20 protein-coding genes are annotated in these 18,052 nt (G+C 72.0%); 12 read left to right on the top strand and 8 right to left on the bottom strand.

Annotated features, from left to right (window positions below; all coding sequences use genetic code 11):
• Positions 1-13 precede the first annotated feature (13 nt).
• A complete protein-coding gene (locus FM051_RS15340) occupies positions 14-523 on the top strand; it encodes a DUF6328 family protein (protein WP_158843632.1) in 510 nt (169 codons plus the stop codon).
• Between the two features lie 26 nt (positions 524-549).
• On the opposite strand, the gene FM051_RS15335 is transcribed toward FM051_RS15340, so the two are convergent.
• Both FM051_RS15335 and FM051_RS15330 read right to left on the bottom strand, forming a co-directional pair.
• A complete protein-coding gene (locus tag FM051_RS15335) occupies positions 550-714 on the bottom strand; it encodes a DUF6766 family protein (RefSeq protein ID WP_158843631.1) in 165 nt (54 codons plus the stop codon).
• 90 nt (positions 715-804) lie between these two features.
• Complete coding sequence (locus tag FM051_RS15330; RefSeq protein WP_158843630.1) at positions 805-1,977, bottom strand: zinc-dependent alcohol dehydrogenase; 1,173 nt, start codon at positions 1,975-1,977, stop codon at positions 805-807.
• Between the two features lie 256 nt (positions 1,978-2,233).
• On the opposite strand from FM051_RS15330, the gene FM051_RS15325 reads away from it, so the two are divergent.
• Together FM051_RS15325 and FM051_RS15320 are read left to right on the top strand one after the other, a co-directional pair.
• Entirely contained in the window at positions 2,234-3,055 is an 822-nt protein-coding gene (locus FM051_RS15325) for an SDR family oxidoreductase (protein WP_158843629.1), read from the top strand.
• A gap of 282 nt (positions 3,056-3,337) precedes the next feature.
• Positions 3,338-3,997, top strand: a complete 660-nt coding sequence (locus FM051_RS15320; protein WP_158843628.1) for a histidine kinase dimerization/phospho-acceptor domain-containing protein — start codon at positions 3,338-3,340, stop codon at positions 3,995-3,997.
• Between the two features lie 150 nt (positions 3,998-4,147).
• On the opposite strand, the gene FM051_RS15315 is transcribed toward FM051_RS15320, so the two are convergent.
• Both FM051_RS15315 and FM051_RS15310 read right to left on the bottom strand, forming a co-directional pair.
• Complete coding sequence (locus FM051_RS15315; protein ID WP_158843627.1) at positions 4,148-5,371, bottom strand: MFS transporter; 1,224 nt, start codon at positions 5,369-5,371, stop codon at positions 4,148-4,150.
• An 83-nt stretch (positions 5,372-5,454) separates the two neighbouring features.
• Positions 5,455-6,420 (bottom strand): LysR family transcriptional regulator, encoded by a 966-nt coding sequence (locus FM051_RS15310; RefSeq protein ID WP_158843626.1) that lies wholly within the window; start codon positions 6,418-6,420, stop codon positions 5,455-5,457.
• An 86-nt stretch (positions 6,421-6,506) separates the two neighbouring features.
• On the opposite strand from FM051_RS15310, the gene FM051_RS15305 reads away from it, so the two are divergent.
• From FM051_RS15305 to FM051_RS15280, 6 genes are read left to right on the top strand one after another with little or no spacing between them, the layout of a single operon-like run.
• Positions 6,507-7,469: a cyclase family protein gene (locus FM051_RS15305; protein ID WP_158843625.1), complete on the top strand. Its 963-nt coding sequence runs from the start codon at positions 6,507-6,509 to the stop codon at positions 7,467-7,469.
• 36 nt (positions 7,470-7,505) lie between these two features.
• Positions 7,506-8,636 (top strand): FAD-dependent oxidoreductase, encoded by a 1,131-nt coding sequence (locus tag FM051_RS15300; protein ID WP_158843624.1) that lies wholly within the window; start codon positions 7,506-7,508, stop codon positions 8,634-8,636.
• 16 nt (positions 8,637-8,652) lie between these two features.
• Positions 8,653-9,591: a VOC family protein gene (locus tag FM051_RS15295; protein WP_158843623.1), complete on the top strand. Its 939-nt coding sequence runs from the start codon at positions 8,653-8,655 to the stop codon at positions 9,589-9,591.
• On the top strand, positions 9,591-10,553 hold the full coding sequence (locus tag FM051_RS15290) for a fumarylacetoacetate hydrolase family protein (protein ID WP_158843622.1): 963 nt from the start codon (positions 9,591-9,593) through the stop codon (positions 10,551-10,553). Before FM051_RS15295 ends, FM051_RS15290 begins: the two co-directional genes overlap by 1 nt.
• Positions 10,550-11,305, top strand: a complete 756-nt coding sequence (locus FM051_RS15285) for an SDR family NAD(P)-dependent oxidoreductase (protein ID WP_238412406.1) — start codon at positions 10,550-10,552, stop codon at positions 11,303-11,305. Before FM051_RS15290 ends, FM051_RS15285 begins: the two co-directional genes overlap by 4 nt.
• An 11-nt stretch (positions 11,306-11,316) precedes the next feature.
• On the top strand, positions 11,317-12,477 hold the full coding sequence (locus FM051_RS15280; protein ID WP_158843621.1) for an alpha/beta fold hydrolase: 1,161 nt from the start codon (positions 11,317-11,319) through the stop codon (positions 12,475-12,477).
• Here the strand turns inward: FM051_RS15280 and FM051_RS15275 are convergent.
• Positions 12,467-12,670: a hypothetical protein gene (locus tag FM051_RS15275; protein ID WP_158843620.1), complete on the bottom strand. Its 204-nt coding sequence runs from the start codon at positions 12,668-12,670 to the stop codon at positions 12,467-12,469. The two genes, FM051_RS15280 and FM051_RS15275, sit on opposite strands and share 11 nt — an antisense overlap.
• A 113-nt stretch (positions 12,671-12,783) precedes the next feature.
• Positions 12,784-13,179, bottom strand: a complete 396-nt coding sequence (locus FM051_RS15270) for a ChaB family protein (RefSeq protein ID WP_158843619.1) — start codon at positions 13,177-13,179, stop codon at positions 12,784-12,786.
• A 61-nt stretch (positions 13,180-13,240) separates the two neighbouring features.
• Between FM051_RS15270 and FM051_RS15265 the strand changes: the two genes are divergently transcribed.
• Entirely contained in the window at positions 13,241-14,635 is a 1,395-nt protein-coding gene (locus tag FM051_RS15265; RefSeq protein WP_158843618.1) for an aldehyde dehydrogenase family protein, read from the top strand.
• Here FM051_RS15265 and FM051_RS15260 read toward each other — a convergent pair.
• Complete coding sequence (locus FM051_RS15260) at positions 14,593-15,195, bottom strand: response regulator transcription factor (protein WP_158843617.1); 603 nt, start codon at positions 15,193-15,195, stop codon at positions 14,593-14,595. The genes FM051_RS15265 and FM051_RS15260 overlap by 43 nt on opposite strands.
• Positions 15,192-16,322 carry a sensor histidine kinase gene (locus tag FM051_RS15255; RefSeq protein WP_238412405.1) on the bottom strand — a complete coding sequence of 377 codons (1,131 nt, stop codon included), beginning with the start codon at positions 16,320-16,322 and terminating at the stop codon, positions 15,192-15,194. Before FM051_RS15255 ends, FM051_RS15260 begins: the two co-directional genes overlap by 4 nt.
• A gap of 109 nt (positions 16,323-16,431) precedes the next feature.
• Here FM051_RS15255 and FM051_RS15250 point away from each other — a divergent pair, with 109 nt between their 5' ends.
• Both FM051_RS15250 and FM051_RS15245 read left to right on the top strand, forming a co-directional pair.
• Entirely contained in the window at positions 16,432-17,346 is a 915-nt protein-coding gene (locus FM051_RS15250) for an ABC transporter ATP-binding protein (RefSeq protein WP_158843616.1), read from the top strand.
• Positions 17,343-18,047 (top strand): ABC transporter permease, encoded by a 705-nt coding sequence (locus tag FM051_RS15245; RefSeq protein ID WP_158843615.1) that lies wholly within the window; start codon positions 17,343-17,345, stop codon positions 18,045-18,047. The genes FM051_RS15250 and FM051_RS15245 overlap by 4 nt, the downstream gene beginning before the upstream one ends.
• The last annotated feature ends 5 nt before the right edge of the window (positions 18,048-18,052 follow it).

The raw sequence follows: 18,052 nt of genomic DNA, 5'->3' as shown, positions 1-18,052 counted from the left end.
GTATCTGGTCCCAGTGAGCCAGGCCGAGGAGTCGCACCAGCGGAGACTGGCCCGCAACCTCAACGAGTTGTTGCAGGAACTGCGGGTGGCGCAGGCTGGCGTGCAGATCCTGTTCGGCTTCCTGCTGTCGATCGCCTTCACCGAGCGTTACGCGGCGGCCGACTACTACATCCGCGTCACCCACCTGATCACCATCCTGTTCGCCGCGTGCTCGGTGGCGCTGCTCACCGCCCCGGCGGCCTGGCACCGCCTCCTCTTCCGCCGCGGCAGGCGCGAGGACGTCATCGAGGTGGCGAACCGCTTCGCGATCATCGGGCTGGCGTGCCTGGCGGTGGCCATGATCGGCACCATCCTGATGCTCGGCGAGGTCATCGTCGGCGGCTGGGTGGCCATCGCGCTGGGCGTCTTCGCGGCCGTGCTGTTCGGCATGCTGTGGTTCGTGCTGCCGTGGCGCGAGCGCGGGCGGGACACCATCCAGGTGAACGACGAGGACGACGAGGACGAGGAAGAGCGCCTGGAATGAGCCCCGGCCGCCCGAGCCCCGCTCGGTCAGCCCGTCTCGTCAGTGGTGTTGTGCGGTGTGCCCACCGGCTTCGACTCCGGTGATCCCCGCTGCCGCAGGTACACGCTCAACACCACCATCGAGCCGATGGCCAGGAACTCCGACTGCCAGTTCTGCAGCGACCGGTTCCAGAAGTCGGCCGACCAGGTCACCCGTGCCCGTGCCGCATCCGCCTGCCAGCACCGCCGGTAACGCCACGGCGAGCAACCACCGAGAGCGGATAATGGCTGGACGATAACCCGTCACGGGCGCAGCAGCACTTTGACGGCGCCGTCCTGCTTGTGCTGGAAGATGTCGTAGCCGTGCGGCGCCTGGTCCAGGGGCAGGTGGTGGGTGGCGAACGAGTCCACGCCGAGCGGGTCGTCGTCCGTCAGCAACGGCAGGATGTCCGGCACCCAGTGCCACACGTTGGCCTGGCCCATGCGCAGCTGGACCTGCTTGTCGAACAGCGTCAGCATCGGCAGCGGGTCGGCCATCCCGCCGTACACGCCGGACACCGAGATGGTGCCGCCGCGCCGCACGATGTCGATCGCGAGCCGCAGCGCGTGCAGCCGGTCCACGCCCGCGGTCTGCATGAACCGGGCCGCGATGGCGTCCGGCAGCAGGCCGACCGCCTGGTGCGCGAACTTCGCCACCGGCGCGCCGTGCGCCTCCATGCCGACCGCGTCGATCACCGCCTCCGGGCCGCGCCCGTCGGTCAGGTCGCGGATGTGGTCCACCAGGTGGCTGTCCCGCACGTTCAGCACGGTCACGCCGTGGCCGCGGGCGCGCGCCATGCGTTCCGGCACCAGGTCGACGCCGATGACCTGCTCGACGCCGCGGTGCTGGGCGATCCGGGTCGCCATATCGCCGATCGGACCGAGCCCGAGCACGACCAGGCTGTCCCGCGTGCCCGCGTACTCGACCGCCTGCCACGCCGTGGGCAGCACGTCGGACAGGTACACGAACCGGTCGTCCGGCGGGCCGTCGGGCACCTTGATCGGCAGCGTGTTCCCGAACGGCACCCGCAGGTACTCCGCCTGCCCGCCGGGCACCTGCCCGTACAGCTTGGTGTAGCCGAACAGCGCCGCGCCCGACCCGTGCTCGCGCACCTGGGTCGTCTCGCACTGCGACTGCAGGCCCAGCTCGCACATGAAGCACGTGCCGCAGGAGATGTTGAACGGCACCACCACCCGGTCACCGGGCCTGACCTCGGTGACCTCCGCGCCGACCTCCTCCACGATGCCCATCGGCTCGTGCCCGAGGATGTCGCCCTCGTCGATGAACGGGCCCATCACCTCGTACAGGTGCAGGTCCGAGCCGCACAACCCGGTGGAGGTGATGCGGACGACCACGTCCGTCGACTCCTTGAGGATCGGGTCCGGCACGGTGTCCACGCGCACGTCCCGCTTGCCGTGCCAGGTGACGGCCTTCATCAGAACTCCTGTGTTGAATTGCTGTGTTGAATTGCCGCTGCTCCGCAGACGGCGGGCTCGGTCGCCCGGGAGGTCGACCGCTCGCGCCTGATTTTCCGACGATCGAAAAGCGTGATCGCCGGAAAATGAGTCGCGAACGATCGACGGCGACCTCGCGGGGTTGTCGGGGCTCGGGTTCCCGGCATGGTGGGTGGCAAACACGGTCGTGTGGCGGACACCGTCGTGTGGCGGGTTCCGGGCCGGGTACCCGGAGCCCATGAGCGCTCCACTTCCCCAGGACCGGGCCGGCGCGCCGATGCGCGCGGTGGTGACCGGCTCCGACTCCGGCATCGGCAAGGCGATCGCGGTGGCCCTCGCGGGCGGCGGCGTGGACGTCGGCATCACGTTCCACGAGGACGCCGACGGCGCCGAGGACACCGCCCGCCAGGTCCGCGAGAAGGGCGTCCGGGCGGTCGTGCGGCGGCTGGACCTGACCGACCTGCCCACCTCGGCCGCCGTGGTCGACGAACTGGCCGGCGAGCTCGGCGGTGTCGACGTGCTGGTGAACTGCGCGGGCACCGGCACCGCCCAGAAGGCCATGGACATGGACTTCGACACCTGGCGGAATGTGCTGTCCGTCGACCTCGACGGCGCGTTCCTGTGCTCCCAGCGCGCCGCGAAGCACATGATCAAGGCCGGTCAGGGCGGCCGGATCATCAACATCACGTCGGTGCACGAGCACCAGCCGCGGGTCGGGGCCGCGCCGTACTGCGCGGCCAAGGCGGGGCTGGGCGCGTTGACGAAGGTGCTGGCGCTGGAGCTGGCCGAGCACGCCATCACGGTCAACTCGGTGGCGCCCGGCGAGATCTCCACCCCGATGACGGGTCAGGAGGACGTGGACCCGCGCACGGAGCAGCGGCCCGGCGTGCCGCTGGGGCGCCCCGGCCACGCGGGCGAGGTGGCCGCGGTGGTGGCGTTCCTGGCCACCCCGGCGGCCGGGTACGTGACCGGGGCGTCGTACGTGGTGGACGGTGGCATGTCCCTGATGGGCCCCCAAGCCGGCCAACTCCTGGCAGACCGGAAGTGGCTCCAGGTCTAGGGCTTCAGGTCTAACGAGTGGCCCGGTGCGTGGCGGCTGCGGCGAGAGCCGGCAGACGGGCCACGTTGCCGCGGTGCCACGCGGTGACCAACCGACGGCTTTCGTCGTCACTCAGGACGTCCTCGCTGCCCAGCAGCCGCAGGCTGACGGTCTTGACCGGAGCTGTGACGAGGAGCGCCCGCCGATCCCGGTGACCGGGGCGGATCGTGCGGTCGCCGCCAGTCCTGCGCCGGGTACGCAGGCCGAAGGGGGTTCACCTCCGGCGGTGAGCGGTTCCAGCTGGTGACGGTCTCGCTCGGCGGCGGGCGGGGCGCGGTCCAGCTCGCGCAGCGGGCCACCGAGACCGACCGGCTGCTGCGGGACCTGCGTCAGGCGATGCTGCTCGTGGGACTCGTCGTGTTCGTGCTGGCCGGGATGGCCGGTTGGATCGCCGCGAACGGGGTCACCCGCCGACTGGCGCGGCTGACGAGCACGGCCGAGCGGATCGCGGAGACCGGCGGGCTCGACACACCTGTGCCGTGGGCGGGACGGGACGAGGTCGGGCGGCTCAGCACCGCGCTGCGCGCCATGCTCGGTCAGCTCGTGCGGGCCGGGGAGGACCAGGTGCGGCTGGTGCAGGACGCCGGCCACGAGCTGAAGACCCCGCTGACCAGCATCCGCACCAACACCACCGTGCTGCGCCGGCTCGACGAGCTCAGCCCCGAGGAGCGGGCGCACCTGATCGACGACCTGGACAGCGAGACTCGGGAGCTGGTCCCACTGGTCGACGAGCTGGTCGACCTGGCGAACGGCCGGCACGCGGTCTACCCGGCTCCGGCCTCGGACTGGCCGTGGTGCGTTCGGTCGCCCAAGCCCTCGACACCTTCGTCATCGTCGAGCGCTGGGCGTCGTTGGACGCCCAGCTCCGGCACTTCCGCACGCCGGACTTCCAGCGGCTCTTGACGGGGCTCGGTGAATTCGTGGCCGGGCCGCCCGAGGTGTCGATCAACGAGGTGTCCCGCACCCTGACCCTGGACGAGGCGCTCGCGGCCGCAGGCGCTTCCGATGTCACACCATGACCCGGCCTTCCCCGAATCGCGCCCTCACCCGCGCTCAGGCGGGGAAATCGGCCGGCCGCACGGGGCGGAGGAGCCGGACACCGACGGCGACGAGGAGTGCGACGGCGCCGACGACGATCAGGGCCGACGGCAACCCGGCGATCGCGCCGGCCAGAGCCAGGACCACGAGCGGGCAGATGAACTGGCCGATGAACACCGCCGAGGTCCAGATTCCGGTGCCGCGACCGCGTTGTTCGAAGGTCAGCGAGCCCAGTGCCCAAGTGAGCATCGCGGGAAGCAGCAGACCGTTGCCGAGGCCGGCGACGACGGCGCCGAGCACCACGACGGGCACCGAGGAGGCCAGTGCGAGCACGAGGATGCCGAGTCCGGAGAGGGCGAACGCGGCGGGGATCGTGACCGCCGGGCCGAGGCGTGCGACGCGGGCGAAGAGGTAGGCCGCGACCGCCGTGGCCAGTGACCCGATCGCGCTGACGAGGCCGATGGTGGCGGTGGAGGTCACGCCGATGCCGTCGAGCACATAGGACAGTTCGACGATGAGCACGTAGAAGACGAGACCACCGACGAGCGTGACGCCGACCGGAGCGAGGAGAGGGCGCCAGGCCAGGGGCGGGAGCTTCGCCTTCGGCCGGGCGGGCGGCTGCCAGATGTGGCGCGCGGCGAGGAAGGCGAGCGGCAGGCTGACCGCGTAGAGCCAGAACGGGGTGCGCCACCCGCTCGCGCCGAGCAGCCCGCCGACGGCGAAGAACACCGTCGCGCTGACAGTCGTGTAGACGGTCTGGAGGCCGAAGTAGCGCTCCCGCCGGACGCCGTGGAAGTAGTCGGCGAGCAGGGTCGTGCAGCAGGTCATGATCGCGGCTTCGGTGAGGCCGACGAGGACCCGGCTGGCGACGATCAGGGGCAGGGACGGCAGCCACAGCGGCGCGGTGCCGACGACGGCGTACACGACGAGGGCGCCCACCAGCAACCGTTTGCGACCGAGCCGGTCGACGATGCGGCCGGCGAGGGAAGCGGTGAGGCCGATGACCAGGGCGGGCACGGTCAGCGCCATGGGCGTGAGCGTGGCGACTCCCGGCGTGCCGGCGAAGGCGGCCTGCATGCTGGGCAGGACCGGCGCGAGCAACACCGCGCCGAGCACCGACAGGCAGCTGGAGAACAGCAGGACCAAGGCTTGGGCGGTGCCGGCGGGCTTGCCGGTGGCGGGGTTGACGGCGGTGTCCGGGGCGAGTGGGACACGAGCGGAAAGGGTGCGGTCCGTCACGGGCGTCTCCGGTCGAGTGGGAGCTGGTCCTCGATGACCTGCGTCACCGCCGAAGTGTCAGCCGCGCGGAACGCGATCGGAAATCACTTCCGCCGAGGTGGACTATCCGTGCCGTCGATGTGGACGGGCGGGGTGGGCCGCGCGGTCACGATCGTGGTGGCGCGCAGCACGAGGTCCCGGAGGTAGCGGTGTTCGGGGTCGTCGTCGTACATCGGGTGCCACCACATGGCCTCCACGAGCGGGCCGGCCTCGAACGGGCAGGGCAGGACGCGCACGCCGAGTTCGTCGGGGATGCCGTCGGCGAGACGCCGCTGGAGCAGGGCGACCCGGTTGGTGCCGCGCACGAGGCTCGGCACGGTCAGGAACGTTTCGGTGACCACCTGGACGTGCGGCTCGATCCCGACCATGCGCATCTGCCGCGCGGCGGGTGTGGACGCGGTCGGCCCGTGGTAGGTCATCACCCACGGCATGGTCTCCAGCTGCTCGACGGTCAGCGACTCGCCCACCTCGGCGTTGTCGGCCGACACGAGGCACACCCACTCGTCGCGGTAGAGGTCGAGGTGGGACAGGTCCTCCACGAAACCGTGCGGGAGGAGCAGCAGGTCGGCGTTGACCAGGACCTGGGTGGCCGTGTCGACCAGCTGCGGCGTGTTCGCGATCAGCCGCAGTCGCGTGCCGGGCGCTTCCGCGGCGAGCAGGCCGGCGACGGCCGCGCCGAAGACCGCGACCCCGTAGTCACTGACCAGCAGGGAGAACTCGCGGGTCGAGGACGCGGGGTCGAAGTCCGGCTCGGCGGCGAAGACGCGCTCCACGCCGGACAGCGCCACTCGCACGCGCTCCTTGAGCTGGATGGCCAGCGGGGTGAGCCGGTACTGGTTTCCGGCCCTGGCCAGCAGCTCGTCGTGGAAGTGCCGTCGCAGCCGGCTCAGCTGGGCCGACACCGCCGGTTGGCTGAGCCCCATCTGCTCGGCCGCGCGGGTCACGCTGCGGTGCTGCAGCAGCGCGTCCAGCGCCACGAGCAGGTTCAAGTCCAGGCGGGCGAGGTTCACAGCCGACAACGGTATCAACGAGACTGATACCGTGCATCGGCGATTTCGGCTTCCTTGATGCCACGTGGTGTCCGATCGTGAGAATCGTGGACCGAAACGATCCCGAGGGCGCGATCGCGGCGGCGGCCGAACGGTGTTCCAACTGGGGCCGCTGGGGTGCCGACGACGTCCTGGGCACCTTGAACTTCCTGACCGAGGAGAAGCGCCGGGAAGGAGCCGCGCTCGTCAAAAGAGGCGCGAGCTTCTCGCTGGCGCAACGCTTCGACGCGAACGGCCCGCAGAAGGGCTGGCGGCGGCGCACGAACCCGGTGCACACCATGCTCGACACCGGCCTGGAGGCCGAGCGCGGCACCCAGGGGTTCCCGCACGGCCTGGGCGGGGCCGACGACGTGGTGTTCATGCCCTTGCAGGCCTCGACGCAGTGGGACGGCCTCGGCCACATCTTCGACCACGGCTACGCCTACAACGGCCGGCGGGCGGGGGACGTGGTCACCAGTGACGGCGACCGGCTCACCGGCATCGAGACCACGGCCGGGCTGATCGCGGGGCGGGGAGTGCTGCTCGACGTCGGCCGGGTGTCCGGTGTGGACGGTGAGCTGCCCGACGGCTTCGCCATCACCGCCGACCACCTCGAGGCCACGATCGCCGCGCACGGCGACACCGCGCGGGTCGGCCGGGGCGACCTGCTGGTGGTGCGGACCGGCCGGCTGACCCGGGCCCGGCGGGAGGGCTGGGGCGACTACGCCGGCGGCGACTCGCCGGGCCTGTCGTTCTCCACCGCGGACTGGCTGCACGGCACGGAGATCGCCGGGGTCTCGACCGACACCTGGGGTGTCGAGGTCCGGCCCAACGAGTTCGACCGGGCGTTCCAGCCGCTGCACCAGGTGGCCATCCCGCACATCGGGTTGTTCCTCGGCGAGATGTGGGACCTCGACGCGCTCGCCGAGGACTGCGCCGCCGACGGGACCTACGAGTTCTGGCTGACCGCCGCCCCGCTGCCGGTGACCGGCGCGGTCGGCGCACCGGTCGCACCCGTCGCCGTCAAGTAGTCCGCTTCGGACATCCGCTCGGACAAAGGAGTCCTCATGCCCGCGGTGAACAACGTCCTCGTGGTCGGCAGCGGCCTCGCCGGAGCCGCGACCGCGATCCTGCTCGCCGAGCGCGGCGTCGCGGTCGAGCTGATCGAGATCAAGCCGGACATCGCCGCCGTCGGCTCCGGGATAACGCTCCAGGGCAACGCCCTGCGCGTGCTGCGCACCCTCGGCGTGTGGGAACGCGTCAACGCCGGAGGGTTCGCGTTCGACTGCCTCGGCCTGCGCGCACCGGACGCCAACGGCACCCTGTTGGCGGAGATACCCGACGCCCGAACCGGCGGTCCCGACCTGCCGGCGACCATGGGCATGCCCCGCCCCGCGCTGGCCGCGATCCTGCTCGACCGCGCGGCCGGGACCGGCGTGAAGACCCGCTTCGGGTGCACCGCCGCCCGGATCGTCCAGGACGCGGGCGGCGTGGACGTCACGTTCTCCGACCGCTCGACCGGCCGGTACGACCTCGTGGTCGGTGCGGACGGCATCCGTTCGACGGTCCGCCGGATGATCGGCATCGAGCCGGCGACGCGGTCCATCGGCATGGGGATCTGGCGGGCGTTCGGTCCTCGCCCGGTCTCGGTAACGCGCACCGATCTGTTCTACGGCGGCCCGTGCTACATCGCCGGGTACTGCCCGACCGGCACCGACTCGCTCTACGCCTACGTAGTCGAAGACGCGCGGGACCGCAGCGGGCTGAGCCCGGAGCAACGCCTGGCCACCATGCGCGAGCTGGCCGCCGCCTACCACGGCCCGTGGGACGAGATCCGGCCGGCGCTGGACGACCCGGCCAGGGTGAACTACACCCTGTTCGAGACCCACCTGCTCCCGCCGCCCTGGCACCGGGGCCGGGTCGTGCTCATCGGCGACGCCGCCCACTCCTGTCCGCCCACCCTCGCCCAAGGCGGCGCGCAAGCCCTCGAGGACGCCGCGGTGCTCGCCGAGTTGCTCCTCGCCGGCGACACCCTCGACGAGCACCTGTGGGACGCGTTCACCGACCGCCGGTTCGCTCGCGTCAAGGCCGTGGTCGAGGCGTCCAACCAGCTCGGCCAGTGGCTGCTCGACCACGAGCGGGGCGACGTGCCCGGCCTCATGGGGCGGATCGCCGACCTCGTCTCCCAGCCCGCCTGACCTCGTGGAGGAACCCATGACGGACCGTCTGATCACCCACCTGCGCCACATCGACCTCGCCGTGCCCGACCTGGCGCGCCAACAGGACTTCTTCACCGGAGCGTGGGGTCTGACCGCCGAGCACGGCGACACGGGCATCTCGTTCCTGGCCGCCGAGGGCTCACCCGAGCAGTACGTCGTGCGCCTGCGCCAGGCCGACGACAAGCGGATCGACCTGATCGCCTTCGGCGCCGCGACACCTGCGGACGTCGACATCCTGGCCGGGCGGTTGGCCACGGCCGGTGTGCGGCTCGTGACCGAACCCGGCGTGCTCCAGACTCCCGGCGGCGGCTACGGGTTCCGCTTCTTCGACAACGAGGGCCGCACCGTCGAGATCAGCGCCGACGTGGCGATCCGGCGACATCGCCGGATCGAGGAAGGCGAGTCCGTCCCGGTGCGACTGTCCCACGTGGTCGTCAACTCCGCCGACCCCGACGGCACCCGCGCCTTCTACGAGCGCCACCTCGGCTTCCGGCTGTCCGACACGCTGATGCACCCGCGCATGGGCGAGATGATGTGGTTCCTGCGGATCAACTCCTGGCACCACAGCCTGGCCATCGCCCGCGGCCCGCACCCCTCGCTGCACCACGCGTCCTTCGAGCTGCGCGGCCTGGACGAGTACATGCGCGGCACCGGCCGACTGCTGCGCGCCGGGGTGGAGAAGATCTGGGGTCCCGGCCGGCACCTCGCCGGCAACAACACCTTCAGCTACTTCCTCGACCCGCACGGCAACACGGTCGAGTACACCACCGAACTGGACCTGGTCGACGAGGACACCTGGCACCCGCACCTCTACGACTTCAGCCGACCCGAGGTCTCCGACCAGTGGGGCACCGCGAACACGATGAACGAGTTCGTCGCGAAGAAGTCCTTCAACGACCCCGACAAGGGCCTGTTCGTGGCCCCGCCGGTCTGATGCGCCTCGCCACCTACGAACACCTCGGCGCCGTGCGCGCGGGTGTTGTCGACGCGGAAGGAATCCACGCGTTCCCGTTGGGAGTGACCGTGCTGGACCTCGTCCGGTCCGGCCTCCCGGCCACGTTCGACGCGGGCGCGGTCGCCCTCCGCGGACCCGCCGTGCCCGTGGACCGGGTTCGGCTGCTGCCGCCGCTCGACCCGCCGACCGTGCGCGACTTCGTCGCGTTCGAGGAGCACGTCGAGGGAGTCGTGGCGAGCGTGTCCGGCGGCGCCGGTGTGCCGCCGGAGTGGTACGAGGCGCCCACGTTCTACTTCACCAACCCGTGCGCGCTCGTCGGCGCACACGACGACGTGCCGATCCCGCCCGGCTGCGAGCTGTTCGACTTCGAGCTGGAAGTCGCCGCGGTCGTGGGCCGCGACGGAGCTTCGTTCACGCCCGAACAGGCCCGCGAGGCGATCTTCGGCTACACCGTGCTCAACGACTGGTCCGCGCGGGACCTCCAGCGGCGTGAGATGAAGGTGAACCTGGGTCCGGCCAAGGGCAAGGACTCGGCGACCACGCTCGGCCCGTGGCTGGTGACGGCCGACGAACTGGAGCCGTTCCGCGACGAGGACGGGTTCCTCGCCCTGGAGCTGCGCGTCGCGGTCAACGGCGAGGCGGTCGGGCGGGACCTGCTGTCCAACATGGGCTGGCCGTTCGAGGAGTTGGTGTCCTACGCCTCCCGCGGCACTCGGGTCCGCGCCGGCGACGTACTCGGCTCGGGCACCTGCGGCAACGGCGGCTGTCTCGCCGAGCTGTGGGGGCGGCGCGGCGCGCAGGACCCGCCGCCGCTGCGTCCCGGCGATGTGGTGGAGATGACCGTCGAGGGTATCGGCACCATCAGCAACACCGTCGTGTCCGGTGTGGACCTCCCGCCGGTGCGCCCGGCGCGCCGCCGGACCAGGGCGCGTGCGCGGTGAACGGTGGGCGCCTGGCCGGCAAGGTCGTGGTGGTCACCGGAGCCGGTCGGGGACAGGGCGCCGCCGAGGCACGTCTGCTCGCCGCCGAGGGCGCCGCGGTCGTCGGCGTCGACCTCACCGAGACGCCCGCGGAGGACCTGCCCCAGGTCGACTACCGGCAGCTCGACGTCACCGATTCCGCCGGCTGGGCGGAGCTGACCACCGCACTCGCGCGGCGTCACGGGCGGGTCGACGGCCTGGTGGCCAACGCGGGGATCACGTGGCGCGCCCGTCTGGGCGAGCTGGACCCCGCCGACCTCGCGCGGGTGCACGACGTGAACGTCGGTGGTGTGCTGCGCGCCGTCCAGGCCGTCCTGCCGCTCATGCCCGCCGGCGGCTCGATCGTGGTCGTCGGTTCGGCGGCGGCGCTGACCGGCCACTACCCGGTCGCCTACACCGCGAGCAAGTGGGCACTGCGCGGCCTCGCCCGATCCGCGTGCCTCGAACTGGGCGCCCGCGGTATCCGGGTCAACACCGTCCACCCCGGGTACATCGAAACCCCGATGACCGCGTCGGCGAGCCCGGCGTTCCGCGCCGCGAACGTCGCGGAGACCCCGCTCGGCCGCACCGGCACCGTGGACGAGGTCGCCCCGCTCGTCGCGTTCCTGCTCAGCGACGACGCCTCGTACATCTCCGGCGCCGAGATCCCCGTCGACGGCGGCATGACCGCCCACGGCGGCGTGAAGTCGATCAGCGAAGCCATGCGAACGTGAGAGGAACCCCCGTGTTCGAGTACTTCCCCGGCAACTACGTCTGGAACCTGGGCGTCGTCGCCACCCTCAACAGCGGCGGCCTCATCGACGAGGTCGACCGCGCCTGCCGGCCGATCCGGGAGGCCGCCACCCACGGCGAGGACGCGGGCACCGCGGACTTCCTGCGCGCGTGGACCGCCCTGACCGATCGGCTGGTCGCGCAGGCCGAAGAGGCCGAGAAGGCCGGCCACACCCGCACCGCCGGGCAGCTGTACGCCCGCGCCGCCAACTACCTGTCCCAAGCCGAACGACTGCAGAGCGCATCGGCACCCGATCGGTTGGACACCTACCGGCGCATCCTCGAACTGCAGCAGAAGACCTTCGACCTCAAGGACCCCCGCATCACCCGCGTGTCGATCCCGTACGAGGGCACGACCCTGCCCGCGTACTTCAGCCCGGCCGCCGACGGCGACCGGGCGCCCGTGATGATCATGTGGAACGGGCTGGACTCCACCAAGGAACACATGTACGCGTCAGGGCACTGGGAAGAACTGGCGGCCCGCGGCATCTCGTGCCTCATGATCGACTGCCCCGGCTCGGGCGAGGCGTTGCGCCTGCAGGGACTCACCGCCCGCATCGACACCGAGGCGTGGGCCGCCGCGTGCGTCGACTGGCTGCTCACCCGCGACGACGTCGATCCCGACCGGATCGGCCTCGTCGGCTGGTCCCTCGGCGGCTACTACGCCCCGCGCGCCGCCGCCTTCGAGAAGCGCCTCGCCCTCGTGGTCGCCTGGGGCGCGAACCACGACTGGGGCGCCGTGCAGCGCCGCCGCCTCGAACGGGAGGGAGAACGCCCGGTCCCGCACTACTGGGAGCACGTGCAGTGGGTGTGGGGCCACGACCGCCTCGACACGTTCCCCGACTTCGCCGACGCGGTGTGCCTGGACGGCGTCGTCGAACACATCACCGTGCCGTTCCTCATCTGTCACGGCGATAACGACCGCCAGATCCCCGTCGCCTACGCACACCGCTCCTACGAGCAGGCCACCCACAGCCCCAACCGCCGGCTGCGCGTCTTCACGGCGGAGGAAGGCGCGACCGAGCACATCGGACTGGACCACCTCTCCCACGTCAGCACCTACATCGCCGACTGGGTCGCCGACACCTTCGCCGCGCCGACCGTCACGTCGTGACGGTCAACTCCGCACCGACCGGCGGTGGCTCGAGCCTTGCACGGCGCTGAACCGCGTCGGCCGTGCGGGCAGCCCCGCGCAGGGCGGACGCCGCTACGCCGAGGGCCGGCAGGCGGGCCAGGTCGCCGCGGTGCCAGGTGGCGATCAACCGACGGCGTTCGTCACCGTCCAACACCTGCTCGCTCGCCGGCAACCGCAGGGTGACGGCCCTGACCAGGTAGGCGGTCAGGGCTGCGGCGGACAGCGTGCCGGCTGCCGCGGTGACGATGGCGCGCCTGTCGCCGCCGGATCGCCAACTCGTGGATACTAGGAACGGGCCTTGGCGGTCTTGCGGTTGTTGGCCTTGTCGATCGCCTCGACCAGCTGCTGCTTGGTCATGCTCGACCGGCCGGCCACGCCGAGCTCCTTGGCCAGGTCGTAGAGGTGCTCCTTGCCGGCGTTGGCGTCCACGCCGCCCGCGGTCTTGCCCGGCTTGGGCGTGCTGCGCGCGGCCTGCTCGTCCGACGGTCCCTTGCTCTGCTTCGGCTCCCAGTGGTCGCCGACCTTCTCGAACGAGTGCTTCAGCGCGGCGAACGCGGTGCGGTGCGACCGCTGGCCCTCACCGTAGGTCTCCACGGCCGAGTCGTGCGCCTTGATCCACGTCCGCTGGGCCTTCTTCGACGAGCGGGCGATCGTGCTGGGCAACTCCTCGCGTCCGGGCATGGCTCTCCTCCTCGGGGCTTCGCCTCGGGTTTCACCTCGGACAAAGGGGTACCCGGTGGCCATGACGGACATGCGTGTCGAAGCACTCGACGTCCACAGCCCGGTCGACGGCCAGCTGATCGGCTGGCTGCCCGTCGCCACGGACGAGGACGTGGCCGGCTCGGTGCTCACCGCACGTGAGGCGCAGCCCGGCTGGGCCGCCACACCCGCCACCGAACGCGGCACCGCGCTCAAAGCCGCGGCGGCGTCGATCCGGGCCCAGGCGAACGACCTGGCGAACGTGGTGCGCTCGGAGACCGGCCGCTCGTTCGCGTCCGCGCGGGACGGTGTGCTGGCCGGCGTGTCCACGTTGGAGCAGTACGCGGAGCTGGGTCCGGTCCACCGTGGCCGGTCGCTGCTCGGCGCGTACGACGCGGCGGACTTCATGGTCCCCGAACCGCGCGGCGTGGTGGTCGTGCTGACCCCGTGGAACGACCCGGTGGCCGTGTCCTGCGGGCTGCTCGGCGCGGCCCTGGTGACCGGCAACGCCGTGGTGCACAAGCCCAGTGAACGCTGCCCGCACACCGGCGTGCTGCTCGCGCAGCTCATGGTCGACCACTTCCCGCCGGGCGTGCTGCAGAGCCTGACCGGCGGCGGTGCGGTCGGCGCGACGCTGGCCTCGTCACCGCACGTCGACCTCGTCGCGCACGTCGGCGGCACGGCGACCGGCCGTTCGATCGCCGCCGCGTGCGCCGCGACCGGCGCGAAGGCGCTGCTGGAGAACGGCGGCAACGACCCGCTGCTGGTCGACGCGGACGTCGACCCGGTGTGGGCGGCCGGGCAGGCGGCGCTGGGCGCGTTCACCAACGCCGGGCAGCTGTGCACGTCGGTGGAGCGGATCTTCGTGCACCAGGCCGTGGCCGAGCAGTTCCTGGCCGCGCTGTGCGACGAGGCGCGCCGCTGGAACACCGACCCGCAGCCGCTGGTGGACGTCCGGCTGCGGGAACACGTGCACGCGCACGTGGCCGAGGCGGTGGCGGACGGCGCGGAGCCCTTGGTCGGCGGCGAGGTCCCGGAGCGCGAGGGCGCGTACTACCCGGCGACCGTGCTCAACCACTGCACGCCCGACATGCGCGTGATGCGGGAGGAGACGTTCGGCCCGGTCGCGCCGGTGCGCGTGGTGCCGTCGTTCGAGGAGGGCCTGGCCGAGGCGTGCGTGGACGAGCACGGCCTGGCCGCGACCGTGCTCACCGCGTCGATGGCGCACGCGCAGCAGGCGTGGCGGGCGCTGCCGGTGGGCACGGTGAAGGTCAACTCGGTGTTCGGCGGCGCACCCGGCGGGGCCGCGCAGCCGCGCCGGATGTCCGGCACCGGGTTCGGCTACGGGCCCGAGCTGCTGGACGAGATGACGACCGTGAAGGTCGTCCACGTGGGTCAGATCCAACCCTCGTCCCAGGCCAACCGCGCTGCCTCGTAACGGGTGCTCACGCCCAGCTTCGTCATCGCCGACGACAGGTAGTTGCGCACGGTGCCCGCGGCCAGGTGCGCCTCGCCGGCGATCGTGGCCACCGTGCCGCCCTTGAGCGCGTACCGCAGCACGTCAAGCTCGCGGGTGGTCAGCGGGCACGCGCCCTCGGTCAGCGCGGCGGCGGCGATCTCGGAGTCCACGTACCGGCGGCCCGCGTGCACGTCGCGCAGGATCGAGGCGAGCTGCGCGGCCGGCGTCGTCTTCGGCACGAACCCCCGCACACCCGCGCTCAACGCCCGCCGCAGCACGCCGGGCCGCGCGTGCCGGGTCACGATGACCACCGCGACCCCGTCCAGCTCGCGCACCGCCTCGGCCGCGAGCACACCGTCCCGACCCGGCATCTCCAGGTCGAACACGGCGATGTCCGGCCGGTGCTCGCGGACCGCCGCGACCGCCGCGTCGCCGTCACCGGCCAGCGCGACCACCGTGATGTCCTCCTCCAGCTCCAGCAACGCGGCCAGCGCGCCCCTGATCAGGTCCTCGTCGTCGGCCAGCACCACGCGGATCACCGGCCCACCCCGGCCCGGCCGACCAGCTCGAACCCGTCCGCGCCCGCCGGACCCGCCTCGACCCGCCCGCCGACGGTGGCGAACCGCTCCCGCAGCCCGGCCAGCCCGGCGCCCGCCTCGCCGACGTCGTCCACCCGCACGCCGTCGTTGCGCAGCCGCACGCACACCTGGCCGTCGGCCACGGTGATCTTCACGTCGCAGCGCCGGGCCCGGCTGTGCCGCAGCACGTTCGTCGTGCCCTCCCGCACCAGCGCGCCGAACAGCGGCTGCAACGGCGGCGGCACGTCCACCGCGTCACCCTCGACCACCGTGTCGATGTCCGCCGCCCGCAGCACGCCCACCGCGTTGGTGATCTCCGTGCCCAGGCTCGCCCGCCGGTAGCCCTGCACCACGTCCCGCGTCTCCCGCAACGCGGTCCGCGCCAGCTCGGCCACCTCGCCCGCGTGCTGCCGGGCCATGTCGTCGTCCCGGCCGATCAGCCGCTGCGCCAGCTCGCCCTTCAACGCGATGGCCTGCAGGTGGTGGCCCTGGATGTCGTGCAGGTCGGCGGCGAACCTCAGCCGCTCCTCGGCCACGGCCAGCGCCTCGGCGGTCTTGCGCCCCTGCTCCTGCTGCACCACCAGCTGCCAGATCCACAGCTGGATCAGGTCGGCGAACACCAGCGCGATGATCATCGTCGCGGCCAGGACCATCGCCGGACCGGCGTCCGCGCCGCCGAACAGGCCGCCGACCGCGACGGCGAGCGCCGTCATCACCACCACGACCGGCCACCGGCTGCGCGCCGGCAACAGCGCGCCCACGTGCGCGACCACCAGTGCGGGCAGCATGGCCCAACCGAACACGAACCCGCCGCCGGCGCTCATCGCCGCCCACGCCGCCAACGCCACCGCGAACGTCGCCCCGTGCTCCCACGGCCGGTGGTCACCGCGCCCCAGCCCGCCCATGGCCTGGTGCAGGTAGCGGGTGTGCTGGACGATCACCACGGCCACCGCCGAGGCCACCAGCAGCGACTTGACCAGGCCGTAGTCGTGGGTGAACAGGTCGAGCCCGGTACCGAGGCCGACGACCACGCCGCCGGCGACCACCGACCACCACGTGTAGCGCCGCAACCTGCTCAGGGGTGTCACAGGGGGGAATCTACGAGTCGGATCACACGGCTGTCTGCTGACATCTGTCACGTGAACCGGTGCGCGACGGCACTGGGGGTCGGAGGCGCCCCCGACCAGCATGGTGACCATGAGAAAACCGGTGATCGAGGTGGCGGGCCTGAGGTGCCGCTACGGCGATTTCGAGGCCGTGCGCGGTGTCGATTTCGAGGTCTTGGAGGGGGAGCTGTTCGCGCTCCTCGGCACCAACGGCGCGGGCAAGACGACGACCATGGAGACGTTGGAGGGGCTGCGCGCGCCCTTCGCCGGGACCGTGCGGGTGATGGGCGTGGACCCTTGGCGCGAGCGGGCGGCGCTGCGTGCGCGGACCGGGATCATGCTCCAGGACAGCGGGTTCCCGGCCGACCTGACGGCGCGGGAGATGGTGCGGCTGTGGGGCGTCACGAGCGGTCGGCGTGCCACCGAGGACGTGCTGGAGCGACTGGACCTGGCGCACCGGCGCGACGTGCGGATCAAGCAGCTGTCCGGCGGTGAGCGGCGTCGGCTGGACCTCGCCCTGGCCGTGCTCGGCAGGCCCGAGGTGCTGTTCCTGGACGAGCCGACCACCGGGTTGGACCCGGAGTCGCGGCAGCGCACGTGGGAGGTGGTGCGCGGGCTGCTGGGCGACGGCACGACCATCGTGCTGACCACGCACTACCTGGAAGAGGCCGAGTCGCTCGCGCACCGGCTGGCGATCATGCACGAGGGCGTGGTCGCGGTGTCCGGGGCGTTGGTGGACGTGCTCGCCGCCCAGCCCGCGCGGATCTCGTTCGACCTGCCGGGTCGGCTCGACGTCACCGCGCTGCCGATGTTGGCCGGTGACGTGGTGCACCGGCCGTCCGGTCGGGTCGAGGTGCGGACCGCCGAGTTGCAGGACGACCTCGCCGTGCTGCTCGGGTGGGCGCGGCGGGAAGGGCTGCGGTTGGGGCGGATCAGGGCGAATCACGCGTCCCTGGAGGACGTGTTCCACAGTGCGCGGACGGGCAAGGAGGTCGTGGCCGCATGATCGCCGCACTGGGCGTGGCCGAGCTGAAGCTCCTGCTGCGCAACCGGACCGCCGCCACGTTGGCCGTGCTGATGCCGTTGGCGGCGGGGATGTTCTTCGCGTTCACGATGAACGGCGAGGAGGGCGGCTGGACGGTGATCGTCACGCTCCAGCTGATGTTCTCGTTCGGTTTCACCGTGTACGTGACCGTGACGACCGCGTTGACCGCCCGACGGCAGGACCTGTACCTGAAACGGCTGCGGACGGGCGCGGCGTCGGACGTGGTGGTCCTGACCGGCATCCTGCTGCCCGTCGTGGTGCTCGGTTTGGCGCAGGCGTTGGTGCTGCTGGGCATCAGCGTGGCGGCCGGCGCCCCGATGCCGGCACGTCCGGACCTGCTGGCCCTGGCTCTGGTGGGCGGCGCCGCGATCAGCTGCGCGGCGGGCGTGTGCACCAGTGGCCTCACCGGCACCGCCGAGCTCGCCCAGATCACCACGGCCCCGTTCTTCTTCGCCATGGTCGTGGGTGGCCTGATCTCGACGGACGGCGTGCCGGACGTCCGGGTGCTCCTGTTGCCGGGCAGCGGCCTGGGCACCCTGATCCAGGCGGCATGGGGCGGCCCCACTGAACGGATCGGCCTGGCGATGCTCTCCACAGCCGCCTGGATCGCCGCGGCCACGGCACTGTCCGTCCGCTTCTTCCGCTGGGACCCGCGCGGGTAGCCGGG

Origin of the sequence: Saccharothrix deserti (assembly GCF_009769385.1) — a bacterium.
GTDB lineage: Bacteria > Actinomycetota > Actinomycetes > Mycobacteriales > Pseudonocardiaceae > Actinosynnema > Actinosynnema deserti.
This window is presented reverse-complemented; position numbering and strand designations above follow the sequence as displayed.

Excerpts from the sequence above, each read along its gene's own strand:
- FM051_RS15330 (WP_158843630.1), bottom strand. The coding sequence starts at position 1,977 with ATGAAGGCCGTCACCTGGCACGGCAAGCGGGACGTGCGCGTGGACACC.
- FM051_RS15325 (WP_158843629.1), top strand. The coding sequence starts at position 2,234 with ATGAGCGCTCCACTTCCCCAGGACCGGGCCGGCGCGCCGATGCGCGCG.
- FM051_RS15300 (WP_158843624.1), top strand. The coding sequence starts at position 7,506 with ATGCCCGCGGTGAACAACGTCCTCGTGGTCGGCAGCGGCCTCGCCGGA.
- FM051_RS15295 (WP_158843623.1), top strand. The coding sequence starts at position 8,653 with ATGACGGACCGTCTGATCACCCACCTGCGCCACATCGACCTCGCCGTG.
- FM051_RS15290 (WP_158843622.1), top strand. The coding sequence starts at position 9,591 with ATGCGCCTCGCCACCTACGAACACCTCGGCGCCGTGCGCGCGGGTGTT.
- FM051_RS15270 (WP_158843619.1), bottom strand. The coding sequence starts at position 13,179 with ATGCCCGGACGCGAGGAGTTGCCCAGCACGATCGCCCGCTCGTCGAAG.
- FM051_RS15265 (WP_158843618.1), top strand. The coding sequence starts at position 13,241 with ATGACGGACATGCGTGTCGAAGCACTCGACGTCCACAGCCCGGTCGAC.
- FM051_RS15250 (WP_158843616.1), top strand. The coding sequence starts at position 16,432 with ATGAGAAAACCGGTGATCGAGGTGGCGGGCCTGAGGTGCCGCTACGGC.
- FM051_RS15245 (WP_158843615.1), top strand. The coding sequence starts at position 17,343 with ATGATCGCCGCACTGGGCGTGGCCGAGCTGAAGCTCCTGCTGCGCAAC.